Annotated in this window: 13 protein-coding genes; 11 read left to right on the top strand and 2 right to left on the bottom strand. The window is 71.2% G+C overall.

Annotated elements, in window-relative coordinates:
• Positions 1-205: 205 nt before the first annotated feature.
• Entirely contained in the window at positions 206-1,402 is a 1,197-nt protein-coding gene (locus ACFWRT_RS35235; protein ID WP_380953827.1) for a glycoside hydrolase family 64 protein, read from the top strand.
• A 172-nt stretch (positions 1,403-1,574) separates the two neighbouring features.
• On the opposite strand, the gene ACFWRT_RS35230 is transcribed toward ACFWRT_RS35235, so the two are convergent.
• Positions 1,575-2,225: a ScbR family autoregulator-binding transcription factor gene (locus tag ACFWRT_RS35230; RefSeq protein WP_381121415.1), complete on the bottom strand. Its 651-nt coding sequence runs from the start codon at positions 2,223-2,225 to the stop codon at positions 1,575-1,577.
• Between the two features lie 690 nt (positions 2,226-2,915).
• Here ACFWRT_RS35230 and ACFWRT_RS35225 point away from each other — a divergent pair.
• Positions 2,916-4,091 carry a ScbA/BarX family gamma-butyrolactone biosynthesis protein gene (locus ACFWRT_RS35225; RefSeq protein ID WP_380952744.1) on the top strand — a complete coding sequence of 392 codons (1,176 nt, stop codon included), beginning with the start codon at positions 2,916-2,918 and terminating at the stop codon, positions 4,089-4,091.
• On the top strand, positions 4,088-4,960 hold the full coding sequence (locus ACFWRT_RS35220) for an NAD(P)H-binding protein (RefSeq protein WP_380952743.1): 873 nt from the start codon (positions 4,088-4,090) through the stop codon (positions 4,958-4,960). The genes ACFWRT_RS35225 and ACFWRT_RS35220 overlap by 4 nt, the downstream gene beginning before the upstream one ends.
• A gap of 157 nt (positions 4,961-5,117) precedes the next feature.
• Here the strand turns inward: ACFWRT_RS35220 and ACFWRT_RS35215 are convergent, their stop codons facing one another.
• A complete protein-coding gene (locus tag ACFWRT_RS35215; protein ID WP_380952742.1) occupies positions 5,118-5,924 on the bottom strand; it encodes a ScbR family autoregulator-binding transcription factor in 807 nt (268 codons plus the stop codon).
• Between the two features lie 276 nt (positions 5,925-6,200).
• Between ACFWRT_RS35215 and ACFWRT_RS35210 the strand changes: the two genes are divergently transcribed.
• From ACFWRT_RS35210 to ACFWRT_RS35175, 8 genes are all read left to right on the top strand, one after another.
• Complete coding sequence (locus ACFWRT_RS35210) at positions 6,201-6,986, top strand: response regulator transcription factor (RefSeq protein ID WP_380952741.1); 786 nt, start codon at positions 6,201-6,203, stop codon at positions 6,984-6,986.
• A 972-nt stretch (positions 6,987-7,958) separates the two neighbouring features.
• A complete protein-coding gene (locus ACFWRT_RS35205) occupies positions 7,959-8,939 on the top strand; it encodes a zinc-binding dehydrogenase (protein WP_380952740.1) in 981 nt (326 codons plus the stop codon).
• A gap of 438 nt (positions 8,940-9,377) precedes the next feature.
• Positions 9,378-10,178, top strand: coding sequence for a response regulator transcription factor (locus ACFWRT_RS35200; protein WP_380952738.1), 801 nt, complete (start codon positions 9,378-9,380; stop codon positions 10,176-10,178).
• Between the two features lie 543 nt (positions 10,179-10,721).
• Positions 10,722-12,197 carry an FAD-dependent monooxygenase gene (locus ACFWRT_RS35195; protein WP_380952737.1) on the top strand — a complete coding sequence of 492 codons (1,476 nt, stop codon included), beginning with the start codon at positions 10,722-10,724 and terminating at the stop codon, positions 12,195-12,197.
• A 316-nt stretch (positions 12,198-12,513) separates the two neighbouring features.
• Positions 12,514-12,843, top strand: a complete 330-nt coding sequence (locus ACFWRT_RS35190; protein WP_380952736.1) for a TcmI family type II polyketide cyclase — start codon at positions 12,514-12,516, stop codon at positions 12,841-12,843.
• Positions 12,844-12,880: 37 nt separating this feature from the next.
• Positions 12,881-14,149: a beta-ketoacyl-[acyl-carrier-protein] synthase family protein gene (locus tag ACFWRT_RS35185; protein ID WP_380952735.1), complete on the top strand. Its 1,269-nt coding sequence runs from the start codon at positions 12,881-12,883 to the stop codon at positions 14,147-14,149.
• Positions 14,146-15,363, top strand: a complete 1,218-nt coding sequence (locus ACFWRT_RS35180; protein WP_380952734.1) for a ketosynthase chain-length factor — start codon at positions 14,146-14,148, stop codon at positions 15,361-15,363. The genes ACFWRT_RS35185 and ACFWRT_RS35180 overlap by 4 nt, the downstream gene beginning before the upstream one ends.
• Positions 15,364-15,467: 104 nt before the next feature.
• Entirely contained in the window at positions 15,468-15,737 is a 270-nt protein-coding gene (locus tag ACFWRT_RS35175; RefSeq protein ID WP_380952733.1) for an acyl carrier protein, read from the top strand.
• Positions 15,738-15,924 lie beyond the last annotated feature (187 nt).

The raw sequence follows: 15,924 nt of genomic DNA, 5'->3' as shown, positions 1-15,924 counted from the left end.
CCTCACACGCTCCTCCAAGAGCCGACCGGCCGACCAGCCGGTCACGCGCATGCGCGTGCGCGTGCCATCTCCCGCATGAGTTAAAAGAGTTGAGACATGCTCGTTGACAGCTCTCCCTCACGGCAGGACTCTGAGAGCGCTCTCAAGCGCAAGGTGATGAGCGCACCGCTCCACCCACGGATCCAACCCGATGAGGAGGACGAGCATGCCCGCTCCCTGGAAGAGCCTTGCTTCACTGACGGCCGCACTGGCCCTCGCCGCAGGTCTGACCACCGTCGTCGGTGAGACCGCCGCCGAGGCGGCGGTCCCCGCGACCATCCCCCTGACCTTCAGGAACGACTCGGGCCGCAGCGACCAGATCTACGTCTACAACCTGGGAACGGAGCTCTCGACGGGCCGTCAGGGCTGGGCCGACGCGAACGGTACGTTCCACCCCTGGCCGGCCGGAGGCAACCCGCCCACCCCGGCACCGGACGCGTCGATCACCGGCCCGCGCAACGGACAGTCGATGACGATCCGGATGCCGAAATTCTCCGGCCGGGTCTACTTCTCGTACGGCCAGAAGCTCGTCTTCAAGGTCACCACCGGTGGTCTCGTCCAGCCCGCGGTCCAGAATCCGAGCGACCCGAACAGGAACATCCTGTTCAACTGGACCGAGTACACACTCAACGACGCGGGTCTGTGGATCAACAGCACCCAGGTCGACATGTTCTCCGCTCCCTACTCCGTGGGAGTCAAGGCCCCCAGCGGGACCGTCAAGACCACCGGCCGCCTCAAGTCGGGTGGCTACAACGCCGTCTTCACCTCGCTCAGGAACCAGCCCGGCGGCTGGGCGAACCTGATCCAGACCAGGCCCGACGGAACCGTCCTGCGCGCTCTGTCCCCCGGCCACGGTGTCGGCGCCGGCGTCCTGCCGTCAGGCACCTTGAACGACTACGTCAACCGGGTCTGGAGCCGCTACAGCAGCTCCACGCTGACGGTGACCCCGTTCGCACACGAGCCCAACACCAAGTACTACGGCCGGGTCTCCGGGAACGTCATGAACTTCACCAACAGCGCCGGTGCGGTCGTCACCTCGTTCCAGAAGCCGGACTCGGACAGCGTCTTCGGCTGCTACAAGCATCTGGACGCCCCCAACGACCTGGTACGCGGCCCGATCTCCCGCACCCTGTGCGCGGGCTTCAACCGTTCCACCCTGCTGAACGGCGCGAACCACCCCGACAACAACGCGGCGAACTTCTACAAGGACGCCGTCACCAACCACTACTCCCGCGCCATCCACGCGCAGATGGTGGACGGCAAGGCCTACGGCTTCGCCTTCGACGACGTGGGCGCCCACGAGTCGCTCGTCCACGACGGCAACCCGCAGGAAGCCCTGATCACGCTCGACCGGTTTAGCTGACCCTCCTCGCCCCGGGCCGGGTGCGCTGCGGACTGCTCCGACGCGCACCCGAGCCGCACCATCGATCAGCCTGCGCGGTCCTTCCCCGGGGGGTTGTTTCCGGGGTGTTGGTGTTGGTGGGGGAAAGTGTTCGTAAAGGGTGGACCAAAAAAGAACCAGTTGGCCGGTATGATTATGGCTGCGGTGTGGGTGTGGTGGCTTGGGTGTGGATGGTGGCGCCGTGTTCGGGGGTGAGGGTGAGGGTGATGAGGGTGGAGGGGTGGGTGATGGTGGGGAGGATGTGGTGGAGGAGGGTGGTGATGCGTTGGGGGAGGTCGTGGTAGCGGGTGAGGGTTTGGGCCATGGCTTGGATGCCGGCGAAGGCGCCGACGAGGACTTCGGCGGTTTCGGTGGGGTTGACGTGGGGGAGGAGTTCGCCGCGTTGGTGGGATTGTTCGAGGAGGTGGTGGAGGACTTGGGTCCAGCGGAGGAAGGGGCCGCTGCGGTCGAGTTCGGTGGCTTTCTGGTCGAGGGTGAGGGAGACGCCGGCGCGGACCATGGGTTCGGTCTGTAGGCGGTAGGCCTGCAGGCAGATGGTGTCGATGACTTGTTGGATTTTGCAGGTGCGGGTGGGGGCGGCGAGGAGTTGGTCCTGTTCGGCGAGGACGCCTTGGGCGAGGTGTTCCTTGGATTTGAAGTGGAAGTAGAGGGCGCCTTTGGTGACTCCGGCTTTCTGGAGGATGTCGGTGATGGTGGCCGCTTGGTATCCGCGTTCTTCGAAGACGACGGCGGCTGCTTCGAGGACGGCTTGGCGGGTGCGGAGTGCCCGGTCTTGTTTTGCCACGGACTGACCTTCTTCAGGGCGGTGAGCTCTGGGGAGTTCATTCGTAAAATACCGTCGGGCACGTACCTTACTGGGTGGGTCGGTCGGCCGACCAGGTGGTATGGCGGGTGTGGGGGGCCCGGCGGCCGGCGTGCGGCGGGCGGGCCCGCGCACCGGATGACCCCGGCAGGCCCGGGGGGCCCGCCAGGCCCGGGGGGTCCGGGGGGCGGGTGCCGCTTCCGCGGCCGCGTGGCGGTTCCTTCCCGCCCGCCCTGTGCCGGGCCGCGGTTGCCCGGCCCCGCGGGCCCCGCGGGTTTCCCGGGCTCTGCCGGTTCCCCGGGTTCCGCGGGGCCCCCGGGCTTCACCGGTTCCATGGGTTCCACCAGTCCCCAGGGCTCCCCGGTTCCCCGGGTTCCCCGGGTTCTGCGGGGGGTGGGTGGTCGTTCTCCGTCCGTGGTGCGGTGTCTTTGCGGTGCGGGGGAGATGTCTGCGCGGTAAAAAAACCGTCGAGCCCGTATGTTGCTTGTTCTGGGGGTGTGTTGAGGAACGGGCTGCTCGCCCGGGGCGGGGGCCTGACGGCCGCCCGGGGCGAGGGCCTGACGGCCGGCTGTGACGTGGGATGGCGGCCGGTTGTGTTCTGGGTTGGCGGTCGGCTGTGACGTGGGATGAGGGCCGGTTGTGTTCTGGGTTGGCGGTCGGCTGTGACGTGGGATGAGGGCTGGTTGGGATCTGGGTTGGCGGCCGGTCGTGACGTGGGATGAGGGCCGGTTGTGTTCTGGGTTGGTTGCTGGTTGCTGGTTGGTGGTTGGTGGTTGGTGGTTGGTGGTTGGTGGTTGGTTGTTGGTTGTGTTCTGGTTTGGGGGAGTTGTGGTTGAGGTGTCGTTGTTGTGTGGTTCTGTTGGTGGGGTTGTGGGGGAGGGGGGTGTGTCGGTTGTGGGGGGTCGGGCGTCGCTTGAGTTGGTGCATCGGGTGCGGGTTGAGGATGCGTTTGCGGTGAGTTGGGTGCGTACGGGTGGGGAGCGGTTTTCTGTGGTGGCGCGGTGGCCGCGGGAGCATGTGTTCTTCGGTCCGGTGGTGGGTGGGCGGTTCGATCCGTTGTTGGTGGCGGAGACGGTGCGGCAGTCGGTGATGCTGGTGTTGCATGCGGGTTATGGGGTGCCGAGGGCGGATGCGTTTTTGCTGGGTCGTCTGCGGTTGAGCTGTGTGCCGGGGGGGCTGGGTGTGGAGGGGGTGCCGGCGGAGGTGGGGGTGCCGGCGGGGGTGGGGGTGGGGGCTGAGGTGGGGGTGCGTGTGGTGTGTCCTGATCCGGCTCGTTTTCGTCGGTCGGCTCGTTTGCGGGCGACGTTGGCGGTGTGCCGGGCGGGGGTGGTGGTGGCGACGGGGGCGGTGGATTTCCAGGTGGTGGGTCCGGCGGTGTACCGGCGGTTGCGGGGGGTGCGTACGGCGTTGTGTTCTTCGGAGCCGGGTGTGCCTGCTATATCCGCGGTCCGGGCGGGGAGGGTGCGGGCGGGTGATGTGCTGCTGTCGGCGACGGGGCAGCGGTGCCGGTGGCGGTTGAGGGCCGATACGCGGCATCCGGTGCTTTTCCAGAGTCCGAAGGATCATGTGCCGGGGATGCTTCTGCTGGAGGCGGCGCGGCAGGCGGCTCATGCGGCTCTGGTGCCTGGTTCTTTCGTGCCGTGGAGGATGGATGTGTCTTTCCATCGTTATGCGGAGTTCGACGGTGTGTGCTGGATCGGGGCGCGTGCTGTGCGTCTGGGGGCTGGGGGGGCGGTGGTGCGGGTGACGGGGGAGCAGGAGGGCCGGCCGGTTTTCAGTGCGACGCTGCACGGCCGTGAGGGTGGGGCCCGGCCGGTCTGCGGGGGGCCGGGGGCGGCGGGCAGGTGATTTTGGTGACCGGGGTGACGGGGAGGGTCGGGCGGGAGGTGGCCCGGTTGCTGGGTGGGGTGCGGCCGTTGCGGGTCCTTGCCAGGGATCCTGGCCGGGTGCCGGTGGCGGGCGGGGTCCCTGAGGTGGTGGTAGGTGATTACGCGGACCGGGGTTCGCTGGCGAGGGCGCTGGAGGGGGTGGCTGCCGCGTTCGTCGTGACGGTGCCCGGTGCGGGCGGGGGGGAGGATGATGCGCGGTTCGCGGAAGCGGCGCGGGCGGCCGGGGTGCGGCATCTGGTGAAGGTGTCCGCGGCTGCGGTGACCGATCCGTATGCGGATGATTTCATCACCCGGTGGCAGCGTGGGGCCGAGGACGTGATCCGTTCCTGCGGGGTGGGGTGGACTTTTCTGCGGCCTCGTTCCTTCATGTCGAACACGTTGTCCTGGGCGTCGGCGATCCGGTCGCAGGGGGTGGTCCGTGCGGTCCACGGCACCTCGGTCAACGCCTGTGTGGATCCTCGTGATGTCGCGGAGGTGGCGGTACGGGTTCTCACCGAGGACGGGCACCAGGGCATGGCCTATCTGCTGACCGGCCCGGAGGCTCTCAGTGCGGTCGATCAGACGGAGCGGCTGTCGCGGGTTCTGGGCCGTTGTCTGCGTTTTGAGGAGCTGGGGCTCGGGCAGGCCTGGGAGCTGTGGTCGGCGCGGTATCCGGAGCCGGTGGCCCGGGCGCTGCTGGAGAGCGCGGAGCGTCAGCTGGCGGGAGCGAAGGCGCAGGTGGGGCCGGCTGTGTCCGAGGTGACCGGGAGACCGGCCCGGCCGTTCGGTGTCTGGGCGGCCGACCACGCCGCCGCTTTCGCCCTGCCGGCGGCCCCGGGCGGTGCGTGATCCCGTGACGGCGGGCACCCCGCTACAGGCACCCGGGCTACGGGTGCCCGCCGTCACGGGTGCCCGCGGCCCGGACTCCCGCCGTCACGGGTGCCTGTGGCGGGGTGTCCGCGGTCCGGGTGTCCGCGGTCCGGGTGTCTGTAGGGGGTGTGCGTTGTCATGGCGGGGTTCCGCCGGTCTCGGAGGGGCGGGGGCGGCCTGTCTGTCTGGGGCCGGTGGTGGCTGGTGCGTCGGTCTCGGCGCAGGAGCGGCATCCGATGGCGGCGGGGCGGGGGCCCGGGCTGCAGCGGCGGGTGCGGGGCGGGATGTCGCCGGTGTGTTTGAACTGCCCGGGCAGGGTGTCGGCCGGCGGGCCGCTGCCGGCGGGGTCGAGTGTGGCCAGTACCCGCGGGGCGGCGACCACGGGCAGCAGCAGCTGCCAGAAGCCGGTGAGTGAGTAGTGCGACAGCCAGTGGCCGTTGGCCCTGCCGAGCACCTCGAAGCCGGTCGTCGCGCCCACCACGGTCATGACCAGGGGTTCCTGCGCCACGTCACGGGCCAGTGCCTCCTCCTCCCCGGCCCGGGAGACGAGGTCGCGCACGCAGCTCTGCCACTGCCGGCGCAGATCGCGTCCGGTGTGCAGGCCCGCGTCACCGTTGATCCGGAACCCGGCCCGCACCACCACGTCCCGGCTCAGCAGCTGCGCGAAGGTGTGCGACAGGTTCGTCAGCGCCTGCAGGGCGTTCGTCTGCCCCTGCTCGGCCCCGCGGGCGGCGCGGTGCAGGGAACGGGCGGCGGCGCCTTCCACGGCATCGGCCAGGTCCGCCTTGTTGACGAAGTGGAAGTGCAGGGCGCCGCGGCTCACTCCGGCACCCGCGCTGATCTCGTACAGGCTGGCCTTGGTGTAGCCGCACTGCTCGAACAGCTCGGCCGCAGAACGGATCAGTGCGCTGCGGGTGCGGGCAGCCCGTTCCTGTTTGCTCACCTACTGCCTCCCGTTGCGGAAGTGTTTCCCTGCAGTGAATTATCAAACCAGGATGCCGGTTTGATATCCAGGAGGGAGGTCGGGTCCTTCGCGAATGGCCGATTGTCGCCACCCCCGGCCCGGCGGGGCGGGTACGCCGCGCACCGGCCGCACGGGGCGGGCGGGACGGGGTGCGGATCGGGTCCGGGGCTTTGACAAACCGACGTGCCGGTTTGTACGGTGGCGGGGGTACCTCCACGGGGGATGTGCCGGGTGTACGGACACGGGGGAGAGCGGATGGAACGGCAGTCGACCGATGTACTGGCGCCGGGGGCGCCGGGGCGCACCTCGCCCAAGCCCCCGGCCGGCCCGGGGGTGTACCGGCCCGTGGCGCAGCCGGGGCCCCGTCCGCGCCGGGAGGAGCTGCGGGTCCTCGTTGTGGAGAGCGAGCCGCGCGGGGCGGACTGCCTGGTGCAGGGCCTGCGCCGGCACGGCTACCTGGTGGAGAGCGTCGCGACCGGGGCCAGGGCGCTGCAGGTGCACCGGAGCGCGGATCTGATCCTGCTGGACCTCGACCTGCCGGATCTGGACGGTCTGGAGGTCTGCCGCAGTATCCGCGTCACCTGTGACACCCCGGTCATCGCCGTCACCGCCCGGGACTCCGAACTCGACCGGGTGCTGGGCCTGCAGGCCGGTGCGGACGACTACATGGCCAAGCCCTACGGTTTCCGTGAACTGATGGCCCGGATGGAAGCGATCATGCGCAGGGTCAGGCCGGTGCAGCCCCTCCAGCAGGTCATCGCGCGCGGCACGCTGTGGATCGATGCGGGCGCACGGGAGATCCGGGTCGACGGCACGCCGGTGGAGATGACCCGCAAGGAGTTCGACCTGCTGTATCTGCTGGCCTCGCAGCCCGAAACGGTCATCCTGCGCAAGCAGTTGATGACCCAGGTGTGGGACGACTCCTGGTCGCGGTCGGAGCGCACCATCGACACGCACGTCAGCAGCCTGCGCAGCAAGCTGGGGGCCACCAGTTGGATCATCACCGTACGCGGGGTGGGGTTCCGGCTCGGGCACCCGTGAGCCAGGCCCGGAACACCGGCGCCAGGCACCGCACAGGCACACCCGCCGGCCGGCCGGTCACCCTCCTCGTCCCCGCCTGTGTCCACCGGTCCTCCCGGCCGTGCACGGCCGGCCCCTCGGCCGCCTCCGGCCTCCCCGAACCGGCTTCTCCAGCCGCCTCCGCCTCCGCCGGGCGGACTGCTTCCCCGCCCGGCGGCTGCGGTCCCGGCCCCGGCCCCGGCCCCTGTGGCGGTGGAGCCCGCGGGCCGCTCCCGTCCCGCGTCTGCCGCCTTTGCTGCGCCGGGCGGACGCCGTCCCGCGGATCCCTGGCAGTCCACCGGGCTCGCCTCGCCCCGGGCGGACATCCCGGCCGCCTGGGGCCGTAACTCCTCGCGCAGCTACCGCCGTTCGCCGGCCGGTCAGCCGGTCAGCCGGCCGGCCGGCTTCGGGGGGGTGCCGGATGCCCCGGTGGTTCCGCGGGGGTGAGGGGCTGTCAGCCTGTGGCGCCACGCGTTCTGGCCGCGGTGCCCGGCCGCGGGTTCTCCGCCGGGCCCCCGCAGGTCCGTGGCGGGGGCTCGTACCGTGTCCGGTCACAGGGCCGGGACGCCGGTGGTTGCCTGCGGGAGGGGCCGTGCTGGTTCCGGCGTCCGGCGTCCGGCGTGGGGCGGGGGGCGGGCCGTGCGCAGATCCCCGGGGGACCTCTGGCGTGGGTCTTTCGGGCATCCGCGCGTGACGTCAGGCGGATCCGGCTCCGGTGCCGTGCGGGGCGCCGGTCTCTCCTCGGTGGCGGTGCGGGCCTCCTCCCGCCCGGGCTGTACGGCGCGGCCGGTCCGGCGGCCGGCGCCCCTGGGGGGTCACCGTCCGGGCCGGAACGCGGGCGCGGCCCCTTTTTCGGTGTGGTGCGGGGCTCCGGCGTGTGCGGCTTGACATCAAGTCAAGTCGAGGTTGCAGGGTGGGTGTCGTCGTCCCGCAGATCCACCGGAAGGAACGGTCATGCGCGCTGTCGTGCTGCACGAGTTCGGCCCCGCCGAGAACCTCCGCTACGAGTCCGTGCCCGATCCCGTACCGGGGCCGGGCGAGGTCCGTGTCCGGGTGAGGGCCGCGGGCGTCCACCAGATCGAGACGGTGATGCGGGAGGGGCTGGAGACCGGTCCGCCGCTTCCCGGGCTCCCGGCGATCTTCGGGGGGGAGGTGGCCGGCGTGGTCGAGTCGGTCGGGCCGGGGGTGGACGGGGCGTGGACCGGCACCAGGGTCGTGACCGCGCACGGCGGCCCGGGGGGCTACGCCGAGCTCGCCGTCGCCGGCGTCGCGTCCCTGCACCGGATTCCGGCCGGGCTCGGTGACGAGGCGGCGGTCGCCATGGTCGTCACGGGCGCCACCGCCATCGGCCTGCTGGACATCGCCGGGCTCACCCCCGGCGACGTGGTCCTGGTCACCTCCGCGGCCGGCGGCATCGGCCGTCTGGTCGTCCAGTTCGCCCACCGCCTGGGCGCGACGGTCATCGGTGCGGCCGGCGGGCCGGCCAAGACGGCGGCCGTGCGCGGGCTGGGGGCCGACATCGCCGTCGACTACAACCTGCCGCAGTGGGCGGACACCGTCCGCGAGACCCTGGGCGGCCGCGGCGTCACGGTCGTTCTGGACGGTGTCGAGGGCGACAAGGGGCCGGCCGCGTTCGGGCTGCTGGCCCGAGGCGGGCGCTACATCACCATCGGCGCCTCCTCCGGGCAGGAGTTCCGCCCCGGGGAGGCGGAGCTGAAGGAGCGTGGCGTGAGCTTCACCGACGCACTGGCCCTGCTGCTGGCGGGCCAGGACGCCGCCGCCGACGAAGCCCGCGCGCTCGCGGAGGCCGCCGCGGCCACCCTGGTGCCCTCCTTCCAGACCTTCCCCCTGTCGCAGGCGGCCCAGGCGCACGCCGCGCTCCAGAGGCGGGCCACGACGGGCAAGGTCGTCCTCGTCCCCGACGGCCGGGGGTGAGACACGGGCGGCGGAAGGAACCGTGCGGCCACCACCGCGGGCCGCCGCAGGGGCATCGCGCGCAAGCGGCCGCCGCCGCCCGCGCCGCTGCCGGCCGTGATGCCGTGCCCCGTCCGGTGCCTCCGCCACCCGGCCGGCCACCTGCGGGGGCGTGAGGGACAGCGAGAGAAAAATACAGACCAACGTCCCGGTATTGGAGGGGGCGGGGTCGGCCGTCGAGCTGTCCGCGCCCCGGCCGCCGGCCCCGGACAAGCGCCCCGGATGCCGGAAAACAAGGGATTTGCCGCCCGGTTCGCACCGCTCGGTGACGGGTCTGAAGGGTGGTGTGGCCATCGGTCGTTGCAGGGAGTCAAGTCATTGCCAAACCGGCGTACCGGTTTGTAAAGTTCTGCCGAAGGGTCACTCCTGAGGAGCCTCATCGCACGGTAGGAGCAGCTCATGAAACGGCAGTTCACGGACCTACGCGAGCCCCGCCCGGCGAAGCGCCCCCAGGGCGGCTCCTGTACAGAGGCACTCCCCGGCCCCGCTCCCGCCCCTGTGGCCGAAGCGGTCCGTCCGGCGGAGCGGGAGCCCCTGAGTGTGCTGGTGGTGGAGGGCGACGAACGGGCCGCCGAGTGCCTGGTGGTCGGGCTGCGGCGGCACGGCTATCAGGCGCAGAGTGTGGGAACCGGCGCCAAGGCGCTGCGTGTTCACCCGCACGCGGACCTTGTCCTGCTCGACCTGGACCTTCCCGATCTGGACGGTCTCGAGGTCTGCCGCAGCATCCGGGCGGCCTGCGACACCCCGGTCATCGCTGTCACGGCGCGGGACACCGAGCTCGACCGGGTCCTGGGTCTGCAGGCGGGCTCGGACGACTACATGATCAAGCCGTACGGGTTCCGTGAGCTGATGGCCCGTATGGAAGCCGTGATGCGCAGAGTGAGGTCGCACCCTTCCTCGGCGGAGGAACAGGTCGTCGAGCACGGTCCGCTGCGCATCTACGCGGGCATCCGGGAGATCCGGCTCGACGGACAGCTCATCACGGCCACCCGGAAGGAGTTCGACCTCCTGCACCTGCTGGCATCCCGTCCGGAGCATGTCTTCTCGCGCAAGGAGCTGATGGTGCAGGTCTGGGACGACGCGTGGTCCAGATCGGGCCGCACGATCGACACACACGTCAGCAACCTGCGCAGCAAGCTCGGTTCCTGCAGCTGGATCGTCACGCTCCGCGGCGTCGGCTTCCGCTTCGGCCACCCCTGACAGACGCAGAAACACGCCGCCGGGCACCGGGCACCACGGGCTTCGGCGGTGTCGCCCGCATGCCGTCAGACAGCCGCATGCGGGCGTGCGCGGGCGGGCGGCGGGCGGCGGGTGCGGAACGCCGGACCGGTGACGGCAGCGCAGGACCGGGGCAGGACCGGCGCGGGCCGAGGAGGGCCGTGAAGGTTGTGTCCACCAATTATGTACGTGCGGACGCCGAATTGACCAGGCCCTGAGTCCCGGAAAATCCCCGGTCGCGGCACCCGCCAGGGACAGGAGCACACCGGTGCGGTGCGCCGTAGGTGGAACGGCACGTTCGGTTTTAGTTTCCTTGACGCTTGCTTGACCTCCCCGTTCCGAACGTGCCGATCTCTGAAGAAACATCACGGAGACCTGAGAAGGACCGCCTTGAAGTCGCCGCCCAGGGCTGGGAATCTCACTGGGTAGTTGTCGTTGCTCGGACCTGGGACGCGGATGTGCCGCCTCGGGGGCGACGTGCCGGATCACCCCGAAGAATCCCTTGCGATGATCGAGGAGAGGTACATGGACGCTGCAGTGATCGTCGTGGGCGCAGGTCCGGCGGGAATGATGCTGGCCGGCGAACTCAGGCTCGCGGGAGTCGACGTCATCGTCCTGGAGCGCCTTGCGGAGCGCTCGGGCGAATCACGCGGTCTCGGATTCACCGCCCGGACCATGGAGGTCTTCGACCAGCGGGGAATCCTGTCGCGGTTCGGCGAGGTGGAGACCAGCAACGTCGGTCACTTCGGCGGTGTGCCCATCGATTTCGGGGTGCTGGAAGGCGCCTGGCAGGCGGCGAAGAGCGTGCCGCAGTCCGCCACCGAGACACACCTGGAGGAATGGGCCACCGGCCTCGGCGCCGACATCCGGCGCAGCCACGAGTTCCTCGATCTGCGGGACCTCGGTACGCAGGTCGAGGTCGATGTCCGCGGCCCCGACGGGGTCCACACCCTGCGCGCGGACTACCTGGTGGGCTGTGACGGCGGGCGCAGCGCCGTACGCAAGGCCACCGGCTTCGACTTCCCCGGCACCGCGGCGACTCTGGAGATGTTCCTCGCCGATGTGAAGGGCCTCGAACTCGAACCGCGCATGATCGGCGAGACCCTGCCCGGCGGCATGGTCATGGTCGGTCCGCTGCCCGGCGGCATCACCCGCCTGATCGTCTGCGAGCGCGGCACCCCGCCCCAGCGGCGTACCGCACCCCCCTCCTTCGACGAAGTCGCCGACGCCTGGAAGCGCCTGACCGGAGACGACATATCCCACGCACAACCGGTGTGGGTCAGCGCGTTCGGCGACGCGAGCCGCCAGGTCACCGAGTACCGGCGCGGCCGGGTCCTGCTGGCCGGGGACTCCGCGCACATCCACCTGCCCGCCGGGGGGCAGGGCATGAACACCAGCATCCAGGACTCGGTGAACCTCGGCTGGAAACTCGCCGCCGAGATCAGGGGATCGGCCCCCGCGGGCCTGCTGGACTCCTACCACGGCGAGCGGCACCCGGTCGGCAAACGCCTGCTGATGAACACCCGGGCCCAGGGCCTGCTCTTCCTCAGCGGACCCGAAGTACAGCCGCTGCGTGACGTCCTGGGCGAGCTCACCGCCTACGGGGACGTCGCCCGCCATCTCGCCGGCATGGTCAGCGGCCTCGAGATCACCTACGACGTCGGCACCGGCACCCACCCGCTCCTGGGCAAACGCATGCCGCACCTGGCACTGGACAGCGCACGGGCCCGGACCTCGACCACCGAACTGCTGCACTCCGCCCGCGGCGTCCTCCTCGACTTCGAGGACAACGAGCGGCTGCGCAAACGCGCCGGCGGATGGGCCGACCGCGTCGACACCGTCACCACCGCACCCCCCTCCTTCTCACCCGGCAGCCGGCTCGCCGGCACATCCGCCGTGCTGGTCCGGCCCGACGGACACGTCGTATGGGCGGCACCCGGCAGCCACCACGACCTGCAGATGGCGCTGGAACGATGGTTCGGACAGCCGGCCGCGGCCTGAACCAGCCCACCACGCCGCCCCCACGGACACCGGCCGGCCCAACCGAAGGACCCGGCACCGCCCTCCCCACCCCCCGGCACCGCCCTCCCCGCCCCCCCCGGGCCCGTGCACGCGACAGACCCCGGCACCCTGCCGTGTCCGCTCACGCCCGGGGCCGGGACCGGACACCCTGACCTGTCCGCGGCCGGCCCCGGCCGCCGGCCGCGATCCACCCGCGAACGGCCCGCACCCCCACCACCCCGCACCCCCACCACCCCGCACCCCCGCCACCCCGCGGACCCGCCGCCGGACGTCGACCCACGAAAAGAGAGAAGACATGCACAGCAACCTGATCGTGGCCCGCATGGACGCCGCCTCCGGCGCCCACGTGGCGCGCCTGTTCGAAGCATTCGACAACACCGACATGCCGCACCGGATGGGCACCCGGCGCCGCCAGCTGTTCCAGTACCGGGGCCTGTACTTCCACCTGCAGGACTTCGACGCCGACAACGGCGGCGACCTCATCGAGGACGCCAAGTCCGACCCCCGGTTCCAGCAGATCAGCGACGACCTCAAACCCCACATCGAAGCCTACGACCCGGCGACCTGGCGCTCACCGGCCGACGCGATGGCCCAGCGCTTCTACGACTGGACGGCGACCCGGTGAAACTCCGCCGCACGGACACGAGGGGAGGCGGCCGCCGGTGAGCCGCCGCGTAGCAATCACCGGAGTCGGAGTCCTGGCACCGGGCGGGACGGGCGTGAAGAACTTCTGGAGCCTGCTGAGCGAAGGACGCACAGCGACCCGCGGCATCACCTTCTTCGACCCCGCCCCCTTCCGCTCCAGGGTCGCCGCGGAGATCGACTTCGACGCGGCACAGCACGGGCTGCGCCCCCAGGAACTGCGCCGCATGGACCGCGCCGCCCAGTTCGCCGTGGTCACCGCACGCGAGGCACTCGCCGACAGCCACCTGACTGTCGCCGACTTCGACCCGCACCGCACCGGCGTCACCATCGGCAGCGCCGTCGGGGCCACCACCGGACTCGACGACGAGTACCGCGTGGTCAGCGACGACGGCCGCCTCGACCTCGTCGACCACACCTACGCACCCCGGCACCTGTACAACTACTTCGTCCCCAGCTCGTTCTCCGCCGAAGTGGCCTGGGCCGTCGGCGCCGAAGGACCCGCCACCGTCATCTCCACCGGTTGCACCTCGGGCATCGACTCCGTCGGCCACGCCGCCGAGCTGATCCGCGAGGGCACCGCCGACGTGATGATCGCCGGCGCCACCGACGCCCCGATCTCCCCGATCACCCTGGCCTGCTTCGACGCCATCAAGGCCACCACCGCCCGCAACGACGACCCCGAGCACGCCTCCCGCCCCTTCGACAACACCCGCAACGGGTTCGTCCTCGGAGAAGGCAGCGCCGTCTTCGTCCTGGAGGAACTGGACCACGCCCGCCGCCGCGGCGCCCACATCTACGCCGAGATCGCCGGGTACGCCTCCCGGTGCAACGCCTTCCACATGACCGGCCTGCGCCCCGACGGGCGCGAGATGGCGGAGGCGATCCGCGTCGCCCTGACCGAGGCGCGGATGAACCCCGAAGACATCGACTACATCAACGCGCACGGATCGGGCACCAAGCAGAACGACCGCCACGAGACCGCGGCGTTCAAGCTGAGCCTGGGCGAACACGCCTACCGGACCCCGGTCAGCTCCATCAAGTCGATGGTCGGGCACTCACTGGGCGCCATCGGCTCCATCGAGATCGCCGCGTCCGTCCTGGCCATGGAGCACCACGTCGTGCCCCCCACCGCCAACCTGCGCACCCCCGACCCCGAGTGCGACCTGGACTACGTACCGCTCACCGCCCGCGAGCAGCGCACCGACACCGTCCTCACGGTCGGCAGCGGCTTCGGCGGGTTCCAGAGCGCGATGGTCCTCGCACGGCCCGAAAGGAAGGCGGCATGAGCGCCAAGGCCGTCGTCACCGGCATAGGAATCTTCACCCCCCACGGGCTGGGGGTGGACGACTTCTGGAGCGCGACCCGTACCGGGAAGAACGCGATCGGCCAGGTCACCCGCTTCGACGCCACCCCCTACCCCGCCCGGCTCGCCGGCGAGATCCGCAGCTTCGCCGCCGCCGACCACCTCCCCAGCCGGCTCATCCCGCAGACCGACCGGATGACCCGGATGGCCCTGGTCGCGGCCGACTGCGCCTTCGGCGACGCGGACGTGCGGCCCGGCGAGTTCGCCGAGTACGACATGGGCGTGGTCACCGCCTCCACCTCCGGCGGCTTCGAGTTCGGACAGAACGAACTGCGGAAACTGTGGAGCCAGGGCAGCCACTACGTCAGCGCCTACCAGTCCTTCGCCTGGTTCTACGCCGTCAACAGCGGACAGATCTCCATCCGCAACGGCATGCGCGGCCCCAGCAGCGTCGTCGTCAGCGACCACGCCGGCGGCCTCGACGCGCTCGCCCAGGCCCGGCGGCTCATCCGCAAAGGCAGCCGGCTGATCCTCTCCGGCGGCTTCGACGCCTCCATCTGCACCTGGGGATGGGTGGCCCAGCTGGCCAGCGACCGGCTGTCCACCAGCACCGACCCCGAACGCGCCTACCTCCCCTTCGACGAAGCCGCCGACGGCTACGTGCCCGGCGAAGGAGGCGCACTGCTCACCCTGGAAAGCGCACAGTCGGCCCGGGCCCGCGGCGCACAGCGGATCTACGGCGAGATCGCCGGCTACGGCGCCACGTTCGACCCCCCGCCCGGCAGCGGCCGCGAACCCGGCCTGCGCCGCGCCGTCGAGGCCGCCCTCACCGACGCCGGCGTCCCGGCCGCCGACATCGACGTGGTCTTCGCCGACGGCGCGGGAACACCCCGCCTGGACCGTGAGGAAGCCCAGGCGATCACCGCCGTCTTCGGGCCCGCCGGCGTGCCGGTCACCGTGCCCAAGGCATCGACCGGCCGCCTCTACTCCGGCGCCGCACCGGTGGACGTGGTCACCGCCCTGCTCACCATCGGCGAAGACCTGATCCCGCCCACCGTCAACGTCCGCCCCTCACCCGGCTACGGCCTCGACCTGGTCACCGGCCAGGCCCGCGCCACACCGGTGAACACCGCACTCGTCCTGGCCCGCGGCTACGGCGGCTTCAACTCCGCGATGGTCCTCAAAGCCCCCGACTGACCCCCCGCACACCGCCCCCACCACCACCCCCGCACGCCCGCCCGCCGCCCGCCCGCATCCCGCCCGCGCGGCGCCGCGTGCGGCACATCGACGAAAGGCATCCCATGCCCCAGAAGGAATTCACCCTCGACGACCTCACCCGGATCCTGCTGGAGGGAGCGGGCGCCGACGAGGACGTCGTCCTCGACGAAGACATCCTCGACAAGGAATTCGGGGACCTCGGCTACGAGTCACTGGCCCTGCTGGAGACGGCGAGCCGGATCGAGCGCGAGTACGGCATAGCGCTCGACGACGACATCTTCGTCCAGCACCCCACCCCCCGGACGCTGATCAAGGCCATCAACACCGAGCTGGCCAAGCTCATCAGCGCCTGACCCCCCACCCACCACCGCGGCCCACCCACCGCCGCCACCGCGGCCCCCCACCTTCACCGCGGCCGCCGCGCCCCGGGGCGGCGGGCGCCCCCCCCCCCCCCCCGTGGTTGGGGTTAACCGCAAGGACCAGGACCAACCCCGCGCGCACGGCACCCGGGCCACCCCCCGGAAAGGCCGGGCCGTGGCC

Origin of the sequence: Streptomyces cyaneofuscatus (assembly GCF_042718795.1) — a bacterium.
In the GTDB taxonomy this organism is placed as follows: domain Bacteria; phylum Actinomycetota; class Actinomycetes; order Streptomycetales; family Streptomycetaceae; genus Streptomyces; species Streptomyces cyaneofuscatus_A.
The sequence above is the reverse complement of the archived record's forward strand: the minus strand, read 5'-3'. Positions and strand labels throughout refer to the sequence as shown.

Coding starts and splice junctions, on each gene's coding strand:
- ACFWRT_RS35235 (WP_380953827.1), top strand. CDS start 206: ATGCCCGCTCCCTGGAAGAGCCTTGCTTCACTGACGGCCGCACTGGCC.
- ACFWRT_RS35225 (WP_380952744.1), top strand. CDS start 2,916: ATGAGGGCTGGTTGGGATCTGGGTTGGCGGCCGGTCGTGACGTGGGAT.
- ACFWRT_RS35210 (WP_380952741.1), top strand. CDS start 6,201: ATGGAACGGCAGTCGACCGATGTACTGGCGCCGGGGGCGCCGGGGCGC.
- ACFWRT_RS35205 (WP_380952740.1), top strand. CDS start 7,959: ATGCGCGCTGTCGTGCTGCACGAGTTCGGCCCCGCCGAGAACCTCCGC.
- ACFWRT_RS35200 (WP_380952738.1), top strand. CDS start 9,378: ATGAAACGGCAGTTCACGGACCTACGCGAGCCCCGCCCGGCGAAGCGC.
- ACFWRT_RS35195 (WP_380952737.1), top strand. CDS start 10,722: ATGGACGCTGCAGTGATCGTCGTGGGCGCAGGTCCGGCGGGAATGATG.
- ACFWRT_RS35190 (WP_380952736.1), top strand. CDS start 12,514: ATGCACAGCAACCTGATCGTGGCCCGCATGGACGCCGCCTCCGGCGCC.
- ACFWRT_RS35180 (WP_380952734.1), top strand. CDS start 14,146: ATGAGCGCCAAGGCCGTCGTCACCGGCATAGGAATCTTCACCCCCCAC.
- ACFWRT_RS35175 (WP_380952733.1), top strand. CDS start 15,468: ATGCCCCAGAAGGAATTCACCCTCGACGACCTCACCCGGATCCTGCTG.